Raw genomic sequence first — 22,400 nt, forward strand, 5'->3', positions numbered from 1 at the left:
TGTCCCCGCAGTCAAAACGGGAGGGTTTTGCATGGCTGCCTATCTGATCGCCGACGTGACCGTCACCGAGGATTCCTGGGTGCCCGAATACGCCGCCCGCGTCCACGAGATCGCGGCCCGGCATGGCGGGCGCTATCTGTCGCGGTCCGGCAACATCGACACGCTTGAAGGAAAACCCTTGGGCAACACTCTGGTCGCGCTGATCGAGTTTCCATCGAAAGAGGCCGCCCGCGCCTTTGCAAGCGACCCCGAATATGCCCCCTTCTCCCAGGCCCGCAAGGCGGGCAGCATCAGCAATTTCCACCTGATCGACGACACCGACCTGGCGGGCGGCATCCCCTATTTGCCGAAAGGTTGAACCGTCCGATTGCAGCGGCGGCGCAAAGCTGCAAGGAACGGTCGCGGTCATTCGGGGCCGTGCCAGGCGGGAACAGTCATGCAGTTTTCTTATGGTTCGTCGGTCATTCGGGTAAACATGCCCGATCATGCTGCGCTGCTGGCCGAAATCACCCGCCGCCTGCGCCGGGGCGAAGGTTTTGCCCTGGCGACCATCAACCTGGATCATCTGGTCAAGCTGCGGCAGGACGCCCGCTTCCGCGAGGCTTATTCACGCCAGGATCTGGTGGTGGCCGATGGCAATCCGATCGTCTGGCTGTCGCGGCTTGCCCGCAATCCGGTCGGGCTTGTGACGGGATCGGATCTGGTGATCCCCTTGGCGCAACTTGCCGCAGCCGAGGATGCGGGCCTTGCCCTTGTGGGAACGACCGAGGAAGCCCTGGACGCTGCTGCGACCGAAATCCAACGCCGCGCGCCAGGTTGCCGGATCGTGGCCCGGATCGCCCCGCCCATGGGCTTTGACCCGGACAGCGACGCGGCACGCGATCTGCTGATGCAGGTCCAGGACAGCGGGGCGCGGCTGTGCCTCCTGGCGCTTGGCGCACCCAAGCAGGAACGGCTGGCGGCGCGCGGTCGGTCCCTCGTGCCCGGTATCGGCTTTGCATCCATCGGCGCAGGGCTGGACTTCCTGGCAGGGAACCAGCGGCGTGCGCCGGAATGGGTCAGGCGGATCGCGATGGAATGGGCCTGGCGGATGCTGTCCGCCCCCAAGCGGCTGGTGCCGCGATATGCCCGCTGCGCCGCGATCCTGCCGTCCGAGGCGGTGGCGGCGTTGCGTCAACGCCGCTGATCAGCAGCCCGTGCGGCCCAGCACCACGGACACCGTGCGCACAAGGATCGCCACGTCGCCAGCGAAGGACAGGCTGCGTTCATAGCGGTCGTCATACCAGGCGCGGGCTGCGAAGGTGGTCTTGTTACGCCCTGCCGTCTGCCAGAACCCGGTGATCCCGGGACGAAGCTTGTAATAACCATCGCCCGGATACATCGCCTGCTGGTCGGGCATCATGGGACGGGGCCCCACCAGGCTCATGTCGCCGGTCAGGACGTTCCACAACTGGGGCAGTTCATCCAGCGAACTGGCGCGCAGCATCCGGCCGAACCGTGTGACGCGGGGATCGTCGCGCAGCTTCTGCGTGCTTTCCCATTCCTGCCGTGCCTCCGGGTTCTGCGCCAGATAGGCGTCCAGCCGCTGATCGGCATCATGGACCATGCTGCGCAGCTTCCACATGCGGAAAATCCGCCCTTCGCGGCCGACGCGCTGCTGCGAGTAGAACGGGTTCCTGCCATCCAGCAGGACAATCAAGGCCAGAAGCACAACAAGCGGCAGGACGACCGGGGATGCCAGGACCACCAAAATCACATCCAGCGGCCGCTTGACCAGGCTGCGATACAGCCAGGTGCTGGATGCTTCGATCGAGGGAACGGCCGCAACATTGGCCAACACGACAGACCGAGACTTGACTGACATATTTACCTGCACTGAACACTAATAAAAACATGCCCTCGAAACCCCGAGGACGACAATCGGCAACAGGCAAAGATTAGCATCCGGACCGCCGGAAGAATATGCATAAAATTTGAAATGGTCGCAGAAAGACCTGACATTTTAGACAGGTACCCGGATGATCCTGCTTAACGCGCCTGCGCGGTGGCGTCGTCTTGATCCTGTTTCCCTGCCGCGCGAATCGCGCCAGTGACCCCTTGCACTGGCTGTGCATTTTCGGCTTCACTTGGTTGAACCGCGCCGCATCGGACCTATGCTGTGCTGCGACAAGCCTGTCCGCGACAGGGACAAGGAAGGAAGCCATGACCGACGAAACCCGCCGCCGGGCCGAGGAAATCCGCCGCGAAATCGAAACGGTGACTTCGGCGCCATTGCCGCAGCCCCAGGCCGACCCCTTGTCGGTCCGCGCCGCCGATCCGCAATTGACGGCCGAGATCCGCCGCCGCATGGACGAAATCGACCTGGGCGACAGCGGCTCGATCGTGCGCTTCGGCACCCGCGCCCAGGCGGGCCTTCAGGAAATCAGCCAGAAGATGCTGGCCGATGTCAAAAGCAAGGACGTCGGTCCGGCGGGCGAAAGCCTGCGCAGCATCGTCACCACCATCCGCGGCTTCTCGACCTCGGAACTGGACATGCGGCGGACGCGAAGCTGGTGGGAAAAGCTTTTGGGCCGGTCGGCGCCGTTCGCGAAATTCGTCGCGAACTATGAACAGGTCCAGACCCAGATCGACCGGATCACGGTGGAACTGGAACGTCATGAACAGACGCTTCTGAAAGACATCAAGGCGCTGGATCTGCTGTATGACCACACGCTGAACTTCTATGACGAACTCGCGCTGTATATCGCCGCGGGCGAGGAGAAGCTGCGCGAACTGGACAGCACCGCCATCCCCGAACTGGAAGCCCGTGTCAGGGCCGCCCCCGAGGAGGATCAGGTCATCCAGGCCCAGGCCCTGCGCGACCTGCGGGCGGTGCGCGACGATCTGGAACGCCGGGTCCACGACCTGAAGCTGACCCGGCAGGTGACGATGCAGTCCCTGCCCTCGATACGGCTGGTCCAGGAGAACGACAAGTCGCTGGTGACGAAGATCAACTCGACCCTGGTGAACACTGTGCCGCTGTGGGAAACGCAGCTTGCCCAGGCCGTGACGATCCAGCGCAGCGCCGAGGCCGCGCGGGCCGTCAAGGAGGCCAGCGACCTGACCAACGATCTGCTGACCCGCAATGCCGACAACCTGCGACAGGCGAATGTCCAGATCCGCACCCAGACCGAGCGCGGCGTCTTCGACATCAACTCGGTCAAGGCCGCGAATGCCCAGCTGATCGCCACGATCGAGGACAGCCTGCGCATCGCCGACGAAGGCCGCGCCCGCCGCGCCGCTGCCGAAAGCGACCTGACCAAGATGGAGGCGGAACTGCGCGACACGCTGGCCCGCGCCACCGCGCAGCGGCAGGTGACGACGCCGGGGACGCCCGCACGGTGATGAAGCACGCAAGCGGACGGAAAGCTGTTCTATCCCTGCTGGGATTGCTGGTTCTGACGGCCTGCCAGGCGCCCGAACCCGCACCCCCGCCCGAACCTGCGCCGCGGCCTCTTGCGCGGCCTGCCGGACTTGAACCCTCGCAGGAAGCCTTGCGCAAGGCCCGCGCCGAACGCAACCGCGCGGCCAACGCCGCCGCCGCCGAGGCGCTTACCCAGGCCAGCATGGTCAGCACCGCGCAACGGGAGTTTTATGCCCGCGCCGAACGTGCCCTGCTTGACCAGGGCCGTTTGCGCCGCGACCGGGTGCCCCAAGATGCACCCATCGACGCCGATACCTTGACCCGGAACTTCATCGCCATCGCCTTGCGGGACGAATACGGCACCACCGGCATTCAACCGGGCAGCAAAGGGTCTCCGGCGCCCCTGCGTCGCTGGCAGGATCCGGTCCGCCTGCAGATCGAATTCGGGCAGGTCGTGGATGTCGCCACCCGCCGTGCCTATCGGGTCGAGGTCAGTCAGTTCGCCCAGAGACTTGCGCAGGCGACCGGCCACAACGTGTCGCTGACCGACAGTCGCGGCAATTTCATCGTCATGGTTCTTTCCGACGACGAACGCCGCGCCATCGGACCTCGTCTTGCACAACTGGTGCCGGGCATTCCGCCGAACGACATCGTCGTCATGCAGAACCTGGACGCCGACAATTTCTGCACGGTCTTCGCCTATTCGCGCGGTGCCGTCCCGGTCTATTCCAACGCCGTCGCCCTGATCCGGGCCGAGTTGCCGCCCCTGCTGCAAAGTTCCTGCATCCACGAGGAACTGGCGCAGGGCATGGGGCTTGCCAATGACAGTCCCCAGGCGCGCCCCTCGATCTTCAACGACGATGAGGAATTCGCCCTGCTGACCCGGCATGACGAATTGCTGCTGCGGATCCTTTACGACCGGCGCCTGCGTCCGGGCATGTCCGCGTCCGAAGCGGAACCCATCGTCCGCCAGATCGCAACCGAATTGCTGGCGCAAAGCATCTGACTTGCGCCACGCAGGGGCGTGGCCGCATAAGAGGGAACATCCGGCGGAGGCGATCATGGCGATTTTCGACATACTCGGCGGCGAATTCATCGAGGTCATCGAATGGACCGACGACACCCGCGACACGATGGTCTGGCGCTATCCGACCGTCGGCAACGCCATCAAATATGGCGCCAAGCTGACCGTCCGCGAAGGGCAGGCCGCCGTCTTCATCCATGAAGGCCAGCTTGCCGACAGCTTCGGTCCCGGCCTCTACATGCTGGAAACCAACAACCTGCCGATCCTGACGCGCTTGCAGCATTGGGACCACGGCTTCCGCAGTCCCTTCAAGTCCGAGATCTATTTCGTCAGCACGACGCGCTTCAACGACCTGAAATGGGGCACGCGCAACCCGATCATGGCGCGCGACCCCGAATTCGGTCCGGTCCGCCTGCGCGCCTTCGGCACCTATTCGATGCGCGTGACCGATCCCGCCCGCTTCATGACCGAGATCGTCGGCACCGACGGCGAATTCACCCGCGACGAGATTTCCTTTCAGATCCGCAACGTCATCGTTCAGGAATTTTCCCGCGTGATCGCCGGGTCCGGCATCCTGGTCCTGGACATGGCCGCGAATACGGACCAGTTGGGCAAGTTGGTCGCCCAGGCCATCGAGCCGACGATCGCGGCCTATGGCCTGTCGATACCCGAATTCTATATTGAAAACATCAGCCTGCCCCAAGAAGTCGAGAAGATGCTGGACAAGCGCACCTCGATGGGAATTCTGGGCGATCTGGACCGCTTCGGCCAGTATGCGGCAGGCGAGGCGATGGTGAACGCCAGCCAGAACCCCGGTACGGCGGGCGCCGGAATGGGTGCGGCCATGGGCGCGGCTATGGGCATGGGAATGACCCGGCCCGCGACGGGACCTTGGGGCAGCGTCCCCCAAGCTGGCGCCACGCCGCCACCCCTGCCCGGCCAGACCGGCACCGTCTGGCATGTCGCGCTGAACGGCGCGGCACAGGGGCCGTTCGACCTGGCGGGCCTGGAACGCCTGGCCACCGAAGGCCGCTTCGGGAACGAGACGCTTGTCTGGACACCCGGGCAGGACGGCTGGCGCAAGGCGGGTGACATTCCGGAACTGGGCAGGCTGTTCCCGACGATGCCGCCGCCGCTACCCGGCTGATCCATGCCGACGCCGCGGGCTGAACACCGCTATCCTTGCGAACAATGCGGGGCCAGTCTGCGTTTCCAGCCCGGCCAGCAGATGCTTGTCTGTGACTGGTGTGGACACAGGCAGGCCATCGGCGACGGCCCTGGTCGGGCGCCCGCACGCCAGACGCAAGGCGGTGCCGAAGGTGCCGACGCCATCCTGGCCGATCCTGAAACCGGCCGGGCGCTGCAATGGGACGCGGGCCACAAATCCCCCGATCTGGTCGAGATCCCCCTGGACCAGGGGCTGCGGCTGGACGCCGGGTCGGATCTGGCGGAGACCGTCCGGCTGCTGTCCTGCCCGAACTGCGGCGCGCAGGTCGAGATCGGCACCTCCATCCACTCGAACGTCTGCCCGTTCTGCGCCACGCCCGCCGTCACCGACACCGGCTCCAGCCGCAAGATCAAGCCCCAGGGCGTGCTGCCCTTTCTGCTGACCGAGGATCAGGCCCACAAGGCGATGCAGGACTGGCTGGGCGGATTGTGGTTCGCGCCGTCCGGCCTGACCGCCTATGCCCGGCGGGACCGACGGATGCGCGGCATCTATTCGCCCTATTGGACCTTCGATGCCCGCACCCGGTCGCATTATGTCGGTCAACGCGGCGATTATTATTATGAAACCGTCTGGGTCACGCAGCAGGTCAACGGCCGCAGCCAGCAGGTCGCGCGCCAGGTTCGCCGCACCCGATGGCGCCCGGCATCGGGCCAGGTCGCGCGGGATTTCAACGACGTTCTTGTGCTGGCCTCGGCATCGCTGCCGCGCAGGTTCGTGGACGGGTTGATGCCTTGGGATCTGTCCCACCTGCGCCCCTATCGGCCCGACTACCTGGCGGGCCTGGAAGCCGAAGCCTATACGATCCCGCTGGCCGAAGGTCACAAGACGGCAAGGGCGGAAATGGCCGGCGTGATCCTGAACGACGCCCGCCGCGACATCGGCGGCGACGAACAGCGCGTCGATCACATCCAGACCACCCATGCGGACGAGACGTTCAAGCACATCATGCTGCCGATCTGGACGGCTGCCTATCGCTATAACGCCAAAAGCTATCGCTTTGTCGTCAACGGCCAGTCGGGGCGGGTCATGGGCGAACGTCCCTGGTCGATCTGGAAAATCGCGGCGGCCGTCATTGCTGCTCTGGTTGCGGTAACGGCTTTCCTGTATCTGGCCGAGGCAGGGGGCTATATCGACCTGCATATGGACGATGTCGTCATCCAGGGTTTTTGATCGGGAGGGGATGATGATCCTGTGCGCGGGCGAATCGCTGATCGACATGGTGCCCGAAGACGGGGCGTTTCGTCCCCTGGCGGGCGGTTCGGTCTATAACACGGCCATTGCGCTTGGCCGCCTGGGCGAAGACGCCGCCTATCTGTGGCCGATCAGCCGTGATCCGTTTGGCGACGTGTTGCTGCGCCCCCTGTCCGAGGCAGGGGTGAACACCGACCTTTGTCCGCGCACGGACCGGCTGACGACGCTTGCCCTTGTGACGCTGACCGGGGGCGAGGCGCGCTATTCCTTTTATGACGAAGGCTCGGCCGGACGGATGCTGAAGCCCGACGACATCCCGGCCCTGCCTGAAGACATCCAAGCCATTTTCGCCGGCGGCATCAGCCTTGTCCCCGACCCTTGCGGCGCGGCCATCGAGGCGCTGATCGAAAGGAACGGCGACCGACTTCCGGTGATGCTGGACCCGAACATCCGCCCCTTTTTCGTAACCGATGCCGATGCCTATCGCGCGCGCCTTGCCCGCCTGATCGCGCGGGCCGATATCGTCAAGCTGTCGGGCGACGATCTGGAATGGCTTTATCCGCACGAAACCCCCGAAGATGCGGCTCGCAAGGTGCTGGAACAGGGTCCACGCCTGGTGCTGCAAACCGGCGGGGCTGCGGGTGCGCGGGCCCATTGGTCGGGAGACCCCGTCGTGGCACCTGCCATCCGCACGACGGTTGCTGATACCATCGGCGCGGGCGACACATTCAATGCGGGCGTTCTGGCAAGCCTGCGCCGTCAAGGCGTCCTGTCCAAGGCAGGACTGGCCGCCATCACGGCCGAACGGATCGCTGCCGCCCTGACGCTGGGCGCCCAGGCTGCCGCCATCACCGTTTCGCGGCCGGGTGCCAATCCGCCCTGGGCGCACGAAATGCCGGCCTGAACGCCCTTCCCGAAGCGCGCAAGCGGCGCTAGAACCGTTCGCATGAATATTCTGGACAAGATCAAGGCCTACAAGCTGGACGAGATCGCCGCCGCCAAGGCTGCCCGTCCCCTGGCCGATGTCGATGCTGCTGCACGCAACGCATCGCCCCCTCGCGGTTTTGCCCGCGCCCTGGCAGCCAAGGCTGCGACCGGTCCGGCACTGATCGCCGAAATCAAGAAGGCCAGTCCGTCCAAGGGACTGATCCGGCCCGACTTCGATCCTCCGTCGCTTGCACAAGCCTATGAGGCCGGAGGGGCGGCCTGTCTGTCGGTGCTGACGGATGGCCCCAGCTTCCAGGGTGCTCCTGAATACCTGACCGCTGCGCGAGAGGCTTGTTCGCTGCCTGCCCTTCGCAAGGATTTCCTCTATGACACCTATCAGGTGGCCGAGGCGCGGGCTTGGGGGGCCGATTGCATCCTGATCATCATGGCCTCGGTCGATGACGGCCTTGCGGCAGAACTTGAAGACGCAGCTTTCGGCTGGGGCATGGACGCCCTGATTGAGGTTCACGATGGCGCCGAACTGGATCGCGCGCTGCGATTGAAGTCGCCGCTGATCGGCATAAACAACCGCAATCTCAAGACCTTCGATCTGTCATTGGATGTAACGCGCGAACTTGCCCCGCGCATTCCCGCGGATCGCGACATCGTCTGCGAAAGCGGCCTGTTCACCCCTGCCGACCTTGGCGCGATGATGCAGGTGGGCGCCCGGCGCTTCCTGATCGGCGAAAGCCTGATGCGTCAGGCCGACGTGACCTCTGCGACACGGCATATCCTGGATGTCGCCGCATGAGCCTGACGCATTTCGATGCCTCTGGCAAAGCCCACATGGTCGATGTTTCTGACAAGGCCGTCACCGCGCGCGAGGCCGTGGCCGAAGGCTGCGTCACGATGCTGCCCGAGACGCTTGCCCTTGCCCAGGGCGGCGCAGCCAAGGGTGACGTGATGGGCGTGGCCCGGCTGGCCGGGATCATGGCCTCCAAGCGCACCGCCGACCTGATCCCGCTATGCCATCCCCTGCCGATCACCAAGGTTTCGGTCGATCTGGTCCCGGACCCGGCCTTGCCCGGTATCCGCGTCACCGCAACTGTCCGCACCACCGGCCAGACCGGGGTCGAGATGGAGGCGCTGACTGCCGTGTCCGTGGCCTGCCTGACCGTCTACGACATGCTGAAGGCTGCGGAAAAATCCATGGCCATCGGCAACATCCGTCTTGTCCGCAAAAGCGGTGGCAAGTCAGGGGATTACGAGGCTGACCTGTGATAACGGTGGAAGAGGCTCTGGCCCAGGTTCTGTCGCTGGCGCCGATGCCGGTGCCCGAGCTGGTGCCCCTTGATCAGGCATGGGGCCGCGTCCTGTTGGAACCCGCGATCTCGCGGATGACGCAGCCGCCCTTTGCAGCTTCGGCCATGGACGGCTATGCCATCCGTTCCTGCGATATCGGCCAACCGCTGACCGTCATCGGAGAGGCTGCCGCAGGACATCCCTATGCAGGGCCAGCAGTCGCGGGCATGGCCGTCCGGATTTTCACCGGGGCGCCTGTCCCGGATGGATACGACCGCGTGATCATGCAGGAAAATGTCCTGCGCGAAGGTGACCTGATCACGATCACGGATCCTGCAGGCGGGAACAACATCCGCCCGGCAGGAGACGATTTCCGGAAAGGCGACCAATTTGCACCCGGACGCCGGTTGCGCGCGGCCGATATTGCCCTGCTGGCCGCGATGAACATTCCTGCCGTCACCGTTTCCGCCCGCCCCCGCATCGCGATCCTTGCAGGAGGGGACGAACTGGTGTCACCCGGCACCGCCCCTGACCCCGGTCAGATCATCAGTTCGAACGACTTGGCCATCGCCGCCCTCGCCCGTCAATCGGGCGGAGAGGCGCAGATCCTTCCCATCGCACGGGATACCGAGGACAGCCTTCGCGCAGGGTTCGCAGCGGCCAAGGACGCCGATCTGCTTGTCACGATTGGCGGCGCTTCGGTCGGAGATCACGATCTGATTGGCAAGGTCGCCGCGGAACGGGGGCTGGACCTTGCCTTCCACAAGATCGCCATGCGTCCGGGAAAACCCCTGATGGCAGGCAAGCTGAACGGAAAGCCGATGCTGGGCCTTCCGGGAAATCCCGTCTCCGCAATAATTTGCGGAATGTTGTTCATGCAACCTCTGATCGCCGCTATGCAAGGATTGGATGACTCTCGACCCTTGCTGAAAGCACGGTTGGCCCAGGATCTTCCAGCCGAAGGAAACCGGCAGCATTATCTGCGCGCTGCCCTTCAGGATGGGGATGACCTGCCCTTGATCCGTCCCTTCCCCAGCCAGGATTCGGCGCGGTTGTCGTTGATGGCCCGCGCGGATGCCCTGTTGGTGAGGCCTGCGAACGATCCGCCTCGGGTCGCGGGGGATATCGTCGATTTCATGCCCCTGTCCGGCTGAGGATTAACTAAATTTTCAGTTCCTTATGCTCTGTTTGTTGACGCGATTCAGCTTGTGCGATAGAACAGAAAAGGAACAAGAAGATGCCGGGGATGAATGCGATGCTGACGAAAAAGCAGATTCAACTGCTGGATTTCATTCAGAAGCGCATGGCCCGCGATGGCGTGCCGCCGTCCTTCGATGAAATGAAGGAAGCCTTGGACTTGCGGTCGAAGTCCGGGATCCACCGGCTTGTCACGGCGCTTGAGGAAAGGGGCTTCATCCGCCGCCTTCCCCATCGGGCACGTGCCCTGGAAATCGTGCGTCTTCCCAATGCCCTGCTGGCCGATGCCGAAGTCGAGTCCGCTGCCTCCAAGCAAGGCTTCACGCCGCGCGTTGTGTCGTCAGCCAAGCCCCCGCGGCCCCGGGGGGCGATCACCATCGCCGACAGTCCCGCGGTCGAACTGCCGCTGATGGGCCGAATCGCCGCGGGTGTGCCGATCGAGGCGATTTCAGAGGTGTCGCATCATGTCGCCGTCCCCGGCACCATGCTGTCCGGACGCGAACATCACTATGCACTCGAGGTGCAAGGCGACTCGATGATCGAGGCCGGGATAAACGACGGGGACGTGGTGGTGATCCGGGAACAGGACACGGCCGATAACGGCGACATCATCGTGGCCCTGGTGGACGGCAGCGAAGCCACGCTCAAGCGTTATCGCCGCCGTGGGGGCATGATCGCGCTGGAAGCGGCGAACCCGACCTATGAAACCCGTATCCTGCCCGAGGATCGGGTGCGCATCCAGGGGCGCCTTGTCGGATTGATCCGCAGCTATTGATCCGGGCCTCACGCCTCAAAGATGGTCGAAGAACCCTTCGCCTGCCCGGGCCAGAAGTTCTTCGGCAAGATCGGCCCCCATTGCGGGTCCCTCGCTTACGCTGCCCTCTCGGTGACCGCTGATGGCGGCCGAGCCATCGGGCCGCAGGATCTCTCCCCGCAGCAGCAGGCTGTCCTCGCGAAGTTCGGCCAGACCGGCGATGGGTGTCTGGCACGATCCGTCCAGTCGAGCCAGGAACGCCCGTTCAGCATTGATGCGGTGGCCGGTTTCGACATGATGAATGGCCGCCAACAGTTCGGCTGACAGGCTGTCGCCTGCCCGCCTTTCCACGCCGATGGCGCCTTGCGCGACTGCAGGAAGCATCTCGGCCGGATCAATCGGGTCGCGCGCCACATGCAACATTCCCAGGCGCGACAGCCCCGCCATCGCCAGGAACGTCGCCACCGCGACGCCTTCGTCCAGCTTCTTCAGCCGCGTCTGGACGTTGCCGCGAAACTCGACCAGTTGCAGGTCCGGGCGGCGGTGGGCCAGTTGGGCCCGCCGTCGCAGGCTGGAGGTTCCGACAACCGAACCGGCCGGAAGAGCTCCGATCGACTGGACCTGCGGGCTGACAAAGGCATCGCGCACGTCCTCGCGCGGCAGCAGGCAGTCGATCACCAGTCCATCGGGCTGCAGCGTCGGCATGTCCTTCATGGAATGCACGGCGATGTCAATCTCGCCCGCGATCAACGCGTCCTCGATTTCCTTGGTGAACAGGCCCTTGCCGCCGATCTCCTTGAGAGGGCGGTCCAGGATCCTGTCGCCGGTGGTCTTGATCACGACGATCTGGAAAGCCTCGGGCGGCAGGCCATGGGCAGCGGCCAGCCGGTCCCGCGTCTCGTGCGCCTGGGCAAGCGCCAGCTTCGAGCCGCGCGTTCCGATTTTCAGGGGGCGTGTTTGGTCAGGCATCTGCATCATGACCCCGGCATAGCGACAGCGGGGCAGCTTGACAACGCCCCCCGCCTCGCCTTGAACGGGCCGCAGGAGGCCCCATGACCAAACTTCTCTTGCGTGCCCTGGCTGGCGAAAGCCTGTCCACCCCGCCGATCTGGATGATGCGCCAGGCCGGACGCTACCTGCCGGAATACCGCGCGACACGGGCGCAGGCCGGGGACTTTCTGTCCTTGTGCTACAACCCGGACCTTGCGGCCGAGGTGACGTTGCAGCCGATCCGCAGGTTCGGCTTCGACGCGGCGATCCTGTTTGCGGATATTTTGCTGGTTCCGCAGGCGCTTGGCGCGGATGTGTGGTTCGTCACGGGAGAAGGGCCGCGCCTGTCCACCATCACCTCGGCCGGCGATCTGGCGCGCCTGAAACCTGCCGATGCGATCCATGACCGCCTTGCGCCCGTATACGAGACGCTTCGCATTCTGACCCGGGAATTGCCTCGGGAAACCACGCTGATCGGCTTTGCCGGCGCGCCCTGGACTGTCGCCACCTACATGGTCGCCGGGCGCGGCACGCCGGACCAAGCCCCCGCCCATGCCTTAAAAGAACAGGACCGTGCGACCTTCACCGCGTTGATCGACCGCATCACCGATGCCACGATCCTCTACCTGTCTGCCCAGATCGAGGCGGGGGCCGAGGTCGTCAAGCTGTTCGACAGCTGGGCAGGCAGCCTGAAAGGCGCCGATTTCGATGATTTCGCCGTGGCCCCTGCGCGCCGGATCATCGCCGCGCTGAAGGAACGCCATCCCGACATTCCCGTCATCGCCTTCCCGCGAGAGGCGGGCGAACGCTATGTCGGTTTTGCGCGGGCGACCGGGGCCGATTGCGTGGCCCTGGATAATTCTGTCGATGTCGATTGGGCCGCGCGGCATGTGCAGACCGACGGCTGCGTGCAGGGCAACATGGACCCGCGGCATATGGTCACGGGCGGACCCGCCCTGGTGGCCGAGGCTCAGCGCATCACCCGCGCGCTGCGGGGCGGGCCGCATGTGTTCAACCTGGGTCACGGCATAACGCCGGACGCCAATCCCGATAATGTCGCCGCGATGATCGAGGCTGTCCGCAGCGCATGATCTGGGTCGCGGCCACGCTGATCGCGGCCACCGCGCAGACCGCGCGCAACGCCGCCCAGGCGGGGCTTACGCGGCAGATCGGCACCTTGGGGGCGACCGCCGTGCGGTTCGTCTTCGGCTTTCCCTTCGCGATCCTTGCCCTGGGCCTGACCGCGGTCTGGGTGCCGATCCCCCGGCCTGACGCGGCGGTTCTGGGGTGGGGCGCGCTTGGCTCCATGGCGCAGATCGCCGCGACCGCGCTGATGCTGGTCACGATGCGCGGCCAAGGGTTCGGCGTGGCCACGGCCTTGATGAAGACCGAACCGGTGACGCTAGCCTTGATCGGTGCCGTCTTGCTGGCCGAACCGCTTGGCCTGTCCCGGCTGGGCGCCATCGGCTTGGCGACGCTGGGCGTGGTTCTGGCATCCGGCGCGACCTGGTCCCGCATGGCCTGGAAGCCGATGGCCACGGGGATCCTGTCGGGCGCGCTGTTCGGGCTGTCTGCCATCGGCTTTCGCGGCGCGTTGCTGGCGCTGCCCGACGGAAGTTATGGCATCCGCGCGATCACGATCCTGGCGATTACGCTGGGACTTCAGACTGTCGCCATGGCGGCATGGCTTGTGCTGTACGACCGCCCTGCCCTGGCCGGGATCATGGCGCAATGGCGGGTTTCGCTGGTTGCCGGGCTTCTGGGCGCCTTTGCATCGCTGTTCTGGTTCATCGGCTTTGCCCTGACGCCTGCCGCCAATGTCCGAACCCTGGCCCTGGTCGAGGTCGTCATGGCGCAGGCACTGTCAGGCCGGGTATTCCGCCAAGCCGTCGCGCCGCTGCAACTGCTGGGAATGGGGCTGATCCTGGCAGGTGTCGGCTGGTTGCTGGCAGCGACGTGACACCCGTCAGGCAGCGGTCTTGAACGCAAGCCAGACAGCCACCCCGACCAGCATCAGTGACAGGATGCGCCGGGCAAGTTTTTGCCGCCGGGGATCGGCCAAGGCCTTGCTGGCAGTGCCGGCTGCGGTCACGATCCCCGCATGGATCGCCGTGGCGATCAGGACATAGATCAGCGACAAGGCGATCGCCTGAGGCATCACCGGGTGTTGGGGCGACAGGAAACCCGGCAGGACGGCGACATACAGGGCAAACGCCTTGGGGTTCAGCAGGTTCGTCACCAACCCGCGCCGGAAAAACCGGCCAAGGCTTGATCCGCGCGCAGCATGTTCCGGCGATTCTTCCGCGCCGCGCCAGCCGTCCCAGGCAAGCCACAGCAGATAGCCCACTCCGCCCCAGCGAAGGATCTGCCAGGCCCAGGCCGAGGCGGCAACCGCCGCACCCACCCCCAGGGCCGAGGCAAGCCCCACCGCCAGCAGGCCCAGGGCCACGCCAGCCACCGCCGCATAACCGGCGCGCCGCCCGTCGCCGACCGCCAGGATCGCCAGATAGGCCATGTTCGGACCGGGCGTGATCTCCATCAGGATCGAGGCCAGGACAAAGCCCCACAAGGCCGCTGGTTCGATCCCCGCGGGCAAATGCTGGATCAGATCCATTTCGCCAGGGGCGGCAGGCTCATCAGGACGGCATCGGCGTTGTGGCCGGTTTCCAACCCGAACTTGGTGCCCCGGTCATAGACAAGGTTGTATTCCGCATAAAGCCCGCGATGGATCAGCTGCGTATCGCGGTCTTCATCGGTGAAGGGGCGGTCCATCCGTGCCTCGGCCAGGGGCAGGAAGGCCGGCAGGAAGGCCTCTCCTACAGCGCGGGTGAAGGCGAAATCGGCCTGCCAATCGCCGGTGTTGAGGTCGTCGAAGAAGATGCCGCCCACGCCCCGCGCCCGGCCGCGGTGGGGAATGAAGAAATAGTCGTCGGCCCAGGCCTTGAAGCGGTCGTAATATGCGGCGTCGTGGGCGTCACAGGCGGCACGCAGGGTCGCGTGGAAATGGGCGGTGTCGTCGGCGTATTCGATGCAGGGATTCAGATCGGCCCCGCCGCCGAACCACCAGGCGCCGGGTGTCCAGAACATGCGCGTGTTCATGTGGACCGCCGGCGCATGGGGATTCTGCATATGCGCGACAAGGCTGATCCCCGAAGCCCAGAAGCGCGGGTCGGCGTCGATGCCCGGCACCCCGCGCGAGGCCATGGCGGCCTGGGCACGGGGGGCAAGGGTGCCGTGAACCTCGGACCAGTTGACGCCGACCTTTTCAAAGACACGGCCACCGCGCATGACCGACATCAGCCCGCCGCCGCCATCGTCGGCACGGGCAGTGGGCAGCACCTCGAAACGGCCCGGCATGGCACTGCCTGGGCCGCGATCCTCCAACGCCTCGAACGCTGCGACGATACGGTCGCGCAGGGTGCGGAACCAAGCGGCGGCAATGCGGCGTTCCTGTTCCATCGGCCTTCTCCAAACTTGATTTGCCACTCAGTTGGCGCGGCGTTAGCATCCGATAACCTGCTGTAAAGAGACCCGCCATGACCCGCAACACCGCCCTTGCCGCGACGCTGGCCCTGCCCTTCCTGGTGGCCGCCTGTGGCACGCCCCAGGAACGCTGCATCAGCAACAATACCAGCGAATACCGCACCGTCAGCAGCCTTCTGGCCGAGGTCGAGGGAAACCTGGCACGCGGCTATGCATGGGAGGAACGGCAGGTCGTGCGCGACCGCCTGACCCAGTGTCGCACCGTCTGGCGCGACAAGGACGGCAACAGGGTCGTCGGATACGAACCCTGCTGGCGCGATTACGTCGACACCCAACGCTATCGGGTTCCCATCGACCCGGCGGCAGAGGAACGCAAGCGCGACAACCTCGCCGCGCGACAAGAGAAGTTGCGCGGCAGGGCCGAAGCCGTCGTCCAGGCCTGCCGCGCCGCCTATCCCGAAGAACAGGGCTGATCAGACCGTCTGCACCGCCACGCGGTCGGCCAGGCTGCGCCCTCCGTCGACGGTCACGATCTGGCCCGTCACGAAGCGCGACGCATCGCTGGCCAGATACAGCACGGTATCGACCAGTTCGTCGGCCGGCGCGATGCGGCCCATGGGCGTTGCGGCAATGATGCGGTCGCGCAGGCCCGGCTTTTCGCGCAGCGAGTCCTGCAACTCATGGGACATCACGCTGCCAAAGCGGATGCCGTTCACGCGAATCCGGTGCGGCGCAAGGGCCAGGGCCATCCCGCGCGTCGCCTGTTCCTGTGCCGCATAGGCGATGGAATAGCCCAGCATGGTAGGCACCGGATGAAGCGCCGCAAGGGTCGAGACATTGACGATCGTGCCAGCCGTGCCGTCTTCGGGATCGGCCTCGGCCTGCTTGATCATGCGCTTGGCGACGATCTGCGTCATCCGCAGACCGGCCATCATGTTCTGGCGCAGCAATTGTTCCAGCACGTCCAGATCGGTGTCCAGCGGGTCCGACGCCTTGACCAGCCGATGCGCGTTCACCAGGATATCCACCCGGTCAAAGGCATCCAGCGTGGCCGACAGCAGGTTGGCGGTCGCCAGCTTTTCCGACATCCGTCCCGAAAAGCTGCGCACATGCGGGTCCCGTTCGTCGTAATCCGACATCGCCGTGGCCAATGCGCTTTCGTCCGTGTCCGCGAACATCACATGGGCGCCGCGTTCCACGAAGGACCGCGCGATGGCCAAGCCGATGCCGCGCCCGGCGCCGGTGACGATGGCCGTCTTGCCCTGGATCGACAGGCCCATCAGCGCCGGGCCTTGCGTGCTGCTCCGCGCCCGGCGCCCGTCGCCTCGATCACCTTGAAGCGGTTATCACCCTTGACCTCGGCCACCTGGCCAAAGTGCTGCGCAAGAACGGTTTCATAGGGCAGGTGCCGGTTCGCCACCATCCACAGCCGCCCCGCGCCGGTCAGAAGCCGCGCGGCTGCGGCGATGAAATCGGCACCGATGCGCGGATCGGCCACCCGCCCCTCGTGGAACGGCGGGTTCATGATGACCCCGTTCACGGGCTCGGACAGCGTGAAGTCCCGCGCATCGGCCCAATGAAACCGCGCACGCGGATCGGCGATGTTGTCGCGTGCGGATTCCAGCGCGGCATGATCCGCCTCGACCAGATGGATGACCTCGATCCCGGGACGGGCAAGGGCCTGCGCAGACAGCCATCCCCATCCCGCGCCCAGATCGACGACACGGGTCGGCATCCTGTCGGGCAATGCGGCAGCCAGCATGGCCGATCCCGGATCCACCCCGTCGGCCGAAAACACGCCGGGCCGGGTCACGAAACCCGGCGCGACTTCGTTGGCACGGGCCGTCCAGTCGGAAGGCAGCCAGTCACCTGAAGGCACTGTCAGGCGAAAGATCTTGCCATGCGCCTTGCTGTGCACCTCATCCACGGGCGCAAGGGCACGCATCTCTCGCAACACCGAATCGATGCCGTCGGTCTTTTGCCCGTCGATCCACAACGCAGCGCCGGGCGCCAAGCGGGACGCGGCATCGGCGATGCGGGCCCGCGCCTCGGTCTTGGATCGTGGCAGGATCACCAGAACCGCATCGAAACGGCCATCGACAACGGGGGCCACCTGAAACCCGCGTGCGGCCAAGGCGCGGTGATCGGGGAAATGACCCTGCTGGATACGCGTGCGGCCCGGATCCAGGGGCGACAGATCGTCCGCCCCCCGTGCGCCGATCACCAGATAATCCCCTTCGGGAAGGCCATCCGAAAGGGCCAGGGCCAGACGAGTCGTTGTCACTGTTATTCTTTTTCCATCGTGCATTGCAGCGGGTGCTGCTGGCGTCGCGCCAGTTCCATCACCTGCGCGACCTTGGTTTCGGCGACCTCGTGCGAAAAGACACCGACGACCGCCACGCCCTTGCGGTGGACGGTCAGCATGATCTCGATCGCCTGGGCATGGGTCATGTTGAACAGCCGTTCCAGCACATGCACCACGAATTCCATCGGCGTGAAATCGTCATTCAGCATCAGCACCTTGTACATCGGTGGACGCTGCGTGCGCGTGCGGGGTTTGACGGCCAGTTCGATATGGTCGTCGGGTCCGTCGCCGTCTGTCATCCAGTGCGCCATGCTGTCCGGTCTGGTCATGCTGATCCTGTTACGCAAGCAATATAATCCATTTCACGCCCGATGAAACCCCGGCCAGGGTTGAGAGAGGACAGCAAAATACACCAAATGAACGGTTACATGACCGTGAATGCCGTGCTATTATCCGAATATTAAGCAAGGGCATGCGACAAACGACATGCCGTCCCGAGGCAGAGAGACCGCGACAGTGATCCGTATTACCCAAGCAGCCCGGCTGTGGGCTATTCTTCTGCTGGCCGTATTGGCTCCGGCGACGCTTTCGGCGGCACCCTTCGCCGCCTATGTGATCGACGCGCGCACGGGCCAGCCGATCTACAAGCAAAACGAGGATACGCGGCTGCATCCCGCGTCCCTGACCAAGATGATGACGCTCTACATGGCCTTCACGGCCGTGGAACGGGGGCAAGTCAGACTGGATTCGCAATTCCCCGTTTCCAGCAATGCTGCGGCCGAACCGCCGTCGAAGCTTGGCCTGCGTGCCGGGCAGCGGATCGAACTGCGCTATCTGATCCGCGCCGCCGCCATCAAGTCGGCAAACGACGCCGCCACCGCCATCGGCGAAGGCCTTGCGGGATCCGAGGAAGCCTTTGCCCAGCAGATGACCCAGATGGCGCGTGCCCTGGGGATGCGGAACACGAATTTCCGCAACGCCCACGGCCTGACCCAGGAAGGGCATTATTCGACCGCCCATGACATGACGATCCTGGGGCGGCGCCTGTTCTATGATTTCCCGCAGTATTACAACATCTTCTCGCGTCGTTCGGCGGATGCGGGGATCGCGCAGGTATCCTCGACCAACAAGCGGTTCCTGGATGCCTATGAAGGCGCGGACGGCATCAAGACGGGCTATACCCGCGCGGCGGGCTTCAACCTGACCGCATCGGCGCAGCGCGGAAACAAGCGGCTGGTCGCCACCGTCCTGGGCGGCACTTCGACCGCGCATCGCAACCAGGTCATGGCGCAACTGCTGGACGCGGGCTTCAGCCGCGTGCCGAATCGCGTGCGCGAAGTCCGGCCCGAGGCACCGCGCCTGCTGGCGCAGCGGGTCGTGCGCCGCGCCCAGGTCGCACCTTCGGCAGCCGCGACCGCGCCCGAGCCGCAGCGGCTGGTGCTTTCGGCCTCGGCCCCGCCCGTGCGGGTCAGCCGCCCTACCCTGGCATCGACGGCAGCCGTGGTCGAAACCGCGCCCGAGGCCGCGCCGGTGGGCGGGCTGTCCCTGACCGCAAGCGCCCGTCCCGTCAGCCGCCGCGCACCCGTCGCCGTGGCAGAGGCGCCGGCCGTCGAGACCGCGCCCGTGCCGCAATCGGCCAGCCTGGCCGCGCCGGTCCTTGCCGCTTCCGCCCGCCCGGTTCCGGCGCCACGTTCGCGCCCCACGGCCAGCATCGCCGCGCCCCAAGCCGTCAATCCAGGGGCAGAGCCTGAAGCCATCGCCCGTGCCGTGGCCGAGGCCGTGCCGCAGGACGGGGGCGCTTCAATGTCCCTGCTGGCCTCGCCCGCGCCGAAGCCGCGTTCGGAAACGGTCATCCTCGCCGCCATGGGCGAAGGCGACCTGGCCGACCCCGAGGCTTTGGAGATCGTGTCCCGGCCGTCCAACAGCGGTCGCGGCTGGGGCGTGACGCTGGGCATGTTCAAGTCCAAGGCCGAGGCCGAAAAGTTGCTGCTGCGCAGCGCCTTGCAGGATGGCGCGATCCTGGGCGGGGCACAGCGCCATGTCGCGGATACCAAGCGGGGCTTTCAGCCAAGCTTCGCGAACCTGACCAAGGCCAATGCGGAACTGGTCTGCGAACGCTTCATCAGCCGGTCCCAGGAATGCCAGGTGGTCGGGCGCTGAACGCCCGCCATCACCTTGACATGAAGAAGGGGCGGAGTGATCTCCGCCCCTTCTTCATGTCTGCCGGTGCCCTCAGTCCGGCTTGGGCCGGTCGTCCCACTTGTCGCTGAGGATGCGTTCGGCATCGCCCTTTGGATCCTCGAACTGACGCGACCGTAAGGCCCAGATGAAGGCGACAAGCCCCGCGGCGCCAAGGCCCAGCGATACCGGAATCAGGATGGACAGGATTTCCATGACGTTTCCTTTTCAATCCCGCAGCCGCAGCGCATTCAGCGTCACCGTAATCGAGCTGAGCGACATTGCCAGGGCCGCGATCAACGGCGTCACCATGCCCGCCACCGCCAGGGGCACCGCCACGATATTATAGGCGATCGAGATCGCGAAGTTTTCCTGGATGCGGCGGGTGGCACGGCGCGCCGTCGCGACCGCCTCGGCTACGGGCACAAGGTCGCTGCCGGTCAGCACCATGTCGCTTGCCACCCTTGCGGCGTCAAGGGCGCTTGCCGGCGAAATCGACGCATGGGCGCGCGCCAGCGCCGCCGTGTCGTTCAGCCCGTCGCCCACCATCAGCACGCGCGCGCCACCGGCGGCAAGATCGGCCACCATGGCTTCCTTGCCTTGAGGATCGACGGAGGCATGGAAATCCGTGATGCCAAGGCGCGCCGCCAGATCCGCAACGGCGGCCTGCCTGTCGCCCGAGATCAGCACGACCCGCAACCCCGCCTTGCGAAGCATGGCCACGCAATCGGCAGCCCCTGGGCGCAGTTCGTCGGTGAATTCAAGCCGGACCGGGGCATGGCCTTCCACTGCCAGCCAGGCCGCACTGGTGGGACGTTCCTCATCGTCCGCCAGGCCCAGCCAGTCGGCACGGCCCAGCCGGATCATCCTGCCCCGCCAATGGGCCGAGACGCCAAACCCCGGATGTTCGGTCACATCCGTCAGATCGGCAGCCGGGTGATCGGCCAAGGCGGCAGCCAGGGCCGCCGACAAGGGATGGGCGGAAGCCAGCGCCATGGCGCGGGCAACCGGACGCAAGCCGGTGGGCAGCGGATCGGCGCTGACCAGCGTGGGACGGCCCAGGGTCAGGGTGCCGGTCTTGTCGAAGACGACCGTATCGACCTCGGCCAGACGCTCGAGGGCGGTGCCGTCCTTGATCAGCAAGCCGCGCCGGAACAGCCGTCCCGATGCCGCCGTGGCGACCGCCGGAACTGCCAGGCCAAGCGCGCAGGGACAGGTCACGATCAGCACCGCCGCCGCGATGTTCACCGCCAGGCGCAGATCGCCGGTGGCCCAGATCCAGCCTGCGAAACTGCACAGGGCCATGAGGTGAACACTGGGCGAATAAAGCCGTGACGCGCGTTCCGCCAGCGATGTATAGCGCCCGCGTGCGGCCTCGGCGGCCTCGACAAGGGCGGTCAGCCGCGCCAGCGAGGAATCGCGGCCGGCCGCCGTCACGCGCAGGGTCAGGGGACCGGTCAGGTTCACCTCGCCCGCCGACAGCATCTGGCCGGGCGCCGCCAGCACGGGCAGGGTCTCGCCCGTCAACAGGGCGCGGTCGATCTCGGACCGGCCCTCGGTGATCTCTCCGTCGGCGGGGATGCGCGCGCCGGGGCGGATGCGGATCAGGTCGCCGGGGCGCAGGCTGGCCACGGGCACGGTCTGTTCTGCGCCATCGACCAGCAGCGTGGCGCGCGGAACCTCCAGCGCGGTCAGTTCGGCTGCGGCGGACCGCGCGATGGCGCGGGTGCGGTGATCCAGGTAACGGCCGATCAGCAGGAAGAAGCAGAGCATCGCCGCCGCGTCGAAATAGGCGTGATGGCCCGACTGCATCGTTTCATAGACGGAAATGGCGCTTGCCAGGATCAGCGCCAGCGAAATCGGCACGTCCATGCCCAGCCGTCCGACGCGGATCGCCGCCCATGCGCTGCGGAAGAAGGGCTGGCCCGCGAAGAACACCGTGGGAAGCGCGATGGCGCCGCTGATCCAGTGGAACAGGTCGCGCGTTGCGGATTCGGCCCCGGACCAGACCGCGACCGACAGGATCATGATGTTCATCATGGCAAAGCCCGACACGCCGATGCGCATCAGCAGGTCGCGGCCCTGCCGGTCGGCGGTGGTGGCCGACAAGGCGTCCGGGTCAAGCTCGTGGGCCTCGTATCCCACGCCAGCCAGGACAGGGATCAGGTCGTCGGCGTTCAGGCCCGGCGCATCCACGGTGACGCGGCGCAAGGTCAGGTTCACGCGCGCCGCCCGGACGCCCGGATGCGCGGTCAAGGCGGTTTCCACATCGGTGATGCAGGTTGCGCAATGGGCGGTCGGCAGGGAGAGGATCACCGTTCCCTGCGCCACGTCGGCCCGGTCCGCCAGACGTTGCGCCAGGGGCGCCGCGTCGCAGGCGGGACAGGCGCTGAAGCCGGATGCGGTCAGGTCGGTCAT

24 protein-coding genes are annotated in these 22,400 nt (G+C 65.8%); 15 read left to right on the forward strand and 9 right to left on the reverse strand.

Annotation, left to right across the window (positions count from 1 at the left end; all coding sequences use genetic code 11):
- Window positions 1–31 precede the first annotated feature (31 nt).
- Both CK944_RS01460 and CK944_RS01465 read left to right on the forward strand, forming a co-directional pair.
- Window positions 32–358 (forward strand): DUF1330 domain-containing protein, encoded by a 327-nt coding sequence (locus CK944_RS01460; RefSeq protein ID WP_103171223.1) that lies wholly within the window; start codon window positions 32–34, stop codon window positions 356–358.
- 78 nt (window positions 359–436) lie between these two features.
- Complete coding sequence (locus CK944_RS01465) at window positions 437–1,186, forward strand: WecB/TagA/CpsF family glycosyltransferase (protein WP_103171224.1); 750 nt, start codon at window positions 437–439, stop codon at window positions 1,184–1,186.
- On the opposite strand, the gene CK944_RS01470 is transcribed toward CK944_RS01465, so the two are convergent.
- A complete protein-coding gene (locus CK944_RS01470) occupies window positions 1,187–1,840 on the reverse strand; it encodes a sugar transferase (RefSeq protein WP_308421435.1) in 654 nt (217 codons plus the stop codon). It lies immediately after the preceding gene.
- A 362-nt stretch (window positions 1,841–2,202) separates the two neighbouring features.
- Here CK944_RS01470 and CK944_RS01475 point away from each other — a divergent pair, with 362 nt between their 5' ends.
- The 9 genes from CK944_RS01475 to lexA all read left to right on the forward strand — a co-directional run bounded on the left by CK944_RS01475 (window position 2,203) and on the right by lexA (window position 11,047).
- Window positions 2,203–3,384 (forward strand): toxic anion resistance protein, encoded by a 1,182-nt coding sequence (locus tag CK944_RS01475; protein ID WP_103171226.1) that lies wholly within the window; start codon window positions 2,203–2,205, stop codon window positions 3,382–3,384.
- Window positions 3,384–4,409: a DUF2927 domain-containing protein gene (locus CK944_RS01480; protein ID WP_103171227.1), complete on the forward strand. Its 1,026-nt coding sequence runs from the start codon at window positions 3,384–3,386 to the stop codon at window positions 4,407–4,409. The genes CK944_RS01475 and CK944_RS01480 overlap by 1 nt, the downstream gene beginning before the upstream one ends.
- A 55-nt stretch (window positions 4,410–4,464) precedes the next feature.
- Window positions 4,465–5,574, forward strand: a complete 1,110-nt coding sequence (locus CK944_RS01485; RefSeq protein WP_103171228.1) for an SPFH domain-containing protein — start codon at window positions 4,465–4,467, stop codon at window positions 5,572–5,574.
- A 3-nt stretch (window positions 5,575–5,577) separates the two neighbouring features.
- Entirely contained in the window at window positions 5,578–6,825 is a 1,248-nt protein-coding gene (locus tag CK944_RS01490) for a zinc ribbon domain-containing protein (RefSeq protein ID WP_103171229.1), read from the forward strand.
- 13 nt (window positions 6,826–6,838) lie between these two features.
- Window positions 6,839–7,750: a carbohydrate kinase gene (locus CK944_RS01495; protein ID WP_103171326.1), complete on the forward strand. Its 912-nt coding sequence runs from the start codon at window positions 6,839–6,841 to the stop codon at window positions 7,748–7,750.
- A gap of 42 nt (window positions 7,751–7,792) precedes the next feature.
- A complete protein-coding gene (gene trpC / locus CK944_RS01500; protein ID WP_103171230.1) occupies window positions 7,793–8,584 on the forward strand; it encodes an indole-3-glycerol phosphate synthase TrpC in 792 nt (263 codons plus the stop codon).
- On the forward strand, window positions 8,581–9,054 hold the full coding sequence (moaC, locus tag CK944_RS01505) for a cyclic pyranopterin monophosphate synthase MoaC (protein ID WP_103171231.1): 474 nt from the start codon (window positions 8,581–8,583) through the stop codon (window positions 9,052–9,054). The genes trpC and moaC overlap by 4 nt, the downstream gene beginning before the upstream one ends.
- Window positions 9,051–10,229, forward strand: a complete 1,179-nt coding sequence (gene glp, locus CK944_RS01510; protein WP_103171232.1) for a gephyrin-like molybdotransferase Glp — start codon at window positions 9,051–9,053, stop codon at window positions 10,227–10,229. The genes moaC and glp overlap by 4 nt, the downstream gene beginning before the upstream one ends.
- A 101-nt stretch (window positions 10,230–10,330) precedes the next feature.
- Window positions 10,331–11,047: a transcriptional repressor LexA gene (lexA, locus tag CK944_RS01515; protein ID WP_103171327.1), complete on the forward strand. Its 717-nt coding sequence runs from the start codon at window positions 10,331–10,333 to the stop codon at window positions 11,045–11,047.
- Window positions 11,048–11,062: 15 nt separating this feature from the next.
- Here lexA and hemC read toward each other — a convergent pair whose 3' ends face one another.
- The gene (hemC, locus tag CK944_RS01520) at window positions 11,063–11,995 is read right to left on the reverse strand and encodes a hydroxymethylbilane synthase (RefSeq protein ID WP_370463845.1); all 933 of its coding nucleotides are present in this window, start codon (window positions 11,993–11,995) and stop codon (window positions 11,063–11,065) included.
- A gap of 83 nt (window positions 11,996–12,078) precedes the next feature.
- Between hemC and hemE the strand changes: the two genes are divergently transcribed.
- Together hemE and CK944_RS01530 are read left to right on the forward strand one after the other, a co-directional pair.
- Window positions 12,079–13,107 (forward strand): uroporphyrinogen decarboxylase, encoded by a 1,029-nt coding sequence (gene hemE, locus CK944_RS01525; protein ID WP_103171234.1) that lies wholly within the window; start codon window positions 12,079–12,081, stop codon window positions 13,105–13,107.
- A complete protein-coding gene (locus CK944_RS01530; protein ID WP_103171235.1) occupies window positions 13,104–13,976 on the forward strand; it encodes a DMT family transporter in 873 nt (290 codons plus the stop codon). The genes hemE and CK944_RS01530 overlap by 4 nt, the downstream gene beginning before the upstream one ends.
- A gap of 6 nt (window positions 13,977–13,982) precedes the next feature.
- Here CK944_RS01530 and CK944_RS01535 read toward each other — a convergent pair whose 3' ends face one another.
- Entirely contained in the window at window positions 13,983–14,630 is a 648-nt protein-coding gene (locus tag CK944_RS01535; RefSeq protein WP_103171236.1) for a LysE family translocator, read from the reverse strand.
- A complete protein-coding gene (hemF, locus tag CK944_RS01540; RefSeq protein ID WP_103171237.1) occupies window positions 14,621–15,475 on the reverse strand; it encodes an oxygen-dependent coproporphyrinogen oxidase in 855 nt (284 codons plus the stop codon). Before hemF ends, CK944_RS01535 begins: the two co-directional genes overlap by 10 nt.
- A gap of 77 nt (window positions 15,476–15,552) precedes the next feature.
- Here hemF and CK944_RS01545 point away from each other — a divergent pair, with 77 nt between their 5' ends.
- The gene (locus CK944_RS01545) at window positions 15,553–15,972 is read left to right on the forward strand and encodes a hypothetical protein (protein WP_103171238.1); all 420 of its coding nucleotides are present in this window, start codon (window positions 15,553–15,555) and stop codon (window positions 15,970–15,972) included.
- Here CK944_RS01545 and CK944_RS01550 read toward each other — a convergent pair whose 3' ends face one another.
- The 3 genes from CK944_RS01550 to clpS are packed head-to-tail and all read right to left on the reverse strand — an operon-like array spanning window position 15,973 to window position 18,103.
- Complete coding sequence (locus tag CK944_RS01550; protein ID WP_103171239.1) at window positions 15,973–16,779, reverse strand: SDR family NAD(P)-dependent oxidoreductase; 807 nt, start codon at window positions 16,777–16,779, stop codon at window positions 15,973–15,975. It abuts the gene before it with no gap.
- Window positions 16,779–17,783 carry a class I SAM-dependent methyltransferase gene (locus tag CK944_RS01555; RefSeq protein ID WP_239985937.1) on the reverse strand — a complete coding sequence of 335 codons (1,005 nt, stop codon included), beginning with the start codon at window positions 17,781–17,783 and terminating at the stop codon, window positions 16,779–16,781. The genes CK944_RS01550 and CK944_RS01555 overlap by 1 nt, the downstream gene beginning before the upstream one ends.
- Before the next feature lie 2 nt (window positions 17,784–17,785).
- Complete coding sequence (gene clpS, locus CK944_RS01560) at window positions 17,786–18,103, reverse strand: ATP-dependent Clp protease adapter ClpS (protein ID WP_103171328.1); 318 nt, start codon at window positions 18,101–18,103, stop codon at window positions 17,786–17,788.
- 217 nt (window positions 18,104–18,320) lie between these two features.
- Between clpS and CK944_RS01565 the strand changes: the two genes are divergently transcribed.
- On the forward strand, window positions 18,321–19,964 hold the full coding sequence (locus CK944_RS01565; protein WP_229665102.1) for a D-alanyl-D-alanine carboxypeptidase family protein: 1,644 nt from the start codon (window positions 18,321–18,323) through the stop codon (window positions 19,962–19,964).
- Window positions 19,965–20,036: 72 nt separating this feature from the next.
- On the opposite strand, the gene ccoS is transcribed toward CK944_RS01565, so the two are convergent.
- Window positions 20,037–20,198, reverse strand: a complete 162-nt coding sequence (gene ccoS, locus CK944_RS01570) for a cbb3-type cytochrome oxidase assembly protein CcoS (RefSeq protein WP_103171242.1) — start codon at window positions 20,196–20,198, stop codon at window positions 20,037–20,039.
- 12 nt (window positions 20,199–20,210) lie between these two features.
- Window positions 20,211–22,400, reverse strand: coding sequence for a heavy metal translocating P-type ATPase (locus tag CK944_RS01575; RefSeq protein WP_103171243.1), 2,190 nt, complete (start codon window positions 22,398–22,400; stop codon window positions 20,211–20,213).

This window comes from Paracoccus sp. SY, assembly GCF_002901215.1.
GTDB classification, from domain to species: Bacteria; Pseudomonadota; Alphaproteobacteria; order Rhodobacterales; family Rhodobacteraceae; genus Paracoccus; species Paracoccus acridae.

Bases quoted from the DNA above. Each gene is read 5' to 3' on its own strand.
- CK944_RS01460 (WP_103171223.1), top strand. From the start codon at position 32: ATGGCTGCCTATCTGATCGCCGACGTGACCGTCACCGAGGATTCCTGG.
- CK944_RS01465 (WP_103171224.1), top strand. From the start codon at position 437: ATGCAGTTTTCTTATGGTTCGTCGGTCATTCGGGTAAACATGCCCGAT.
- CK944_RS01475 (WP_103171226.1), top strand. From the start codon at position 2,203: ATGACCGACGAAACCCGCCGCCGGGCCGAGGAAATCCGCCGCGAAATC.
- CK944_RS01480 (WP_103171227.1), top strand. From the start codon at position 3,384: ATGAAGCACGCAAGCGGACGGAAAGCTGTTCTATCCCTGCTGGGATTG.
- CK944_RS01485 (WP_103171228.1), top strand. From the start codon at position 4,465: ATGGCGATTTTCGACATACTCGGCGGCGAATTCATCGAGGTCATCGAA.
- CK944_RS01490 (WP_103171229.1), top strand. From the start codon at position 5,578: ATGCCGACGCCGCGGGCTGAACACCGCTATCCTTGCGAACAATGCGGG.
- CK944_RS01495 (WP_103171326.1), top strand. From the start codon at position 6,839: ATGATCCTGTGCGCGGGCGAATCGCTGATCGACATGGTGCCCGAAGAC.
- trpC (WP_103171230.1), top strand. From the start codon at position 7,793: ATGAATATTCTGGACAAGATCAAGGCCTACAAGCTGGACGAGATCGCC.
- moaC (WP_103171231.1), top strand. From the start codon at position 8,581: ATGAGCCTGACGCATTTCGATGCCTCTGGCAAAGCCCACATGGTCGAT.
- lexA (WP_103171327.1), top strand. From the start codon at position 10,331: ATGCTGACGAAAAAGCAGATTCAACTGCTGGATTTCATTCAGAAGCGC.
- hemC (WP_370463845.1), bottom strand. From the start codon at position 11,995: ATGCCTGACCAAACACGCCCCCTGAAAATCGGAACGCGCGGCTCGAAG.
- hemE (WP_103171234.1), top strand. From the start codon at position 12,079: ATGACCAAACTTCTCTTGCGTGCCCTGGCTGGCGAAAGCCTGTCCACC.
- CK944_RS01530 (WP_103171235.1), top strand. From the start codon at position 13,104: ATGATCTGGGTCGCGGCCACGCTGATCGCGGCCACCGCGCAGACCGCG.
- CK944_RS01535 (WP_103171236.1), bottom strand. From the start codon at position 14,630: ATGGATCTGATCCAGCATTTGCCCGCGGGGATCGAACCAGCGGCCTTG.
- hemF (WP_103171237.1), bottom strand. From the start codon at position 15,475: ATGGAACAGGAACGCCGCATTGCCGCCGCTTGGTTCCGCACCCTGCGC.
- CK944_RS01545 (WP_103171238.1), top strand. From the start codon at position 15,553: ATGACCCGCAACACCGCCCTTGCCGCGACGCTGGCCCTGCCCTTCCTG.
- CK944_RS01550 (WP_103171239.1), bottom strand. From the start codon at position 16,779: ATGGGCCTGTCGATCCAGGGCAAGACGGCCATCGTCACCGGCGCCGGG.
- clpS (WP_103171328.1), bottom strand. From the start codon at position 18,103: ATGACAGACGGCGACGGACCCGACGACCATATCGAACTGGCCGTCAAA.
- ccoS (WP_103171242.1), bottom strand. From the start codon at position 20,198: ATGGAAATCCTGTCCATCCTGATTCCGGTATCGCTGGGCCTTGGCGCC.
- CK944_RS01575 (WP_103171243.1), bottom strand. From the start codon at position 22,400: ATGACCGACCTGACCGCATCCGGCTTCAGCGCCTGTCCCGCCTGCGAC.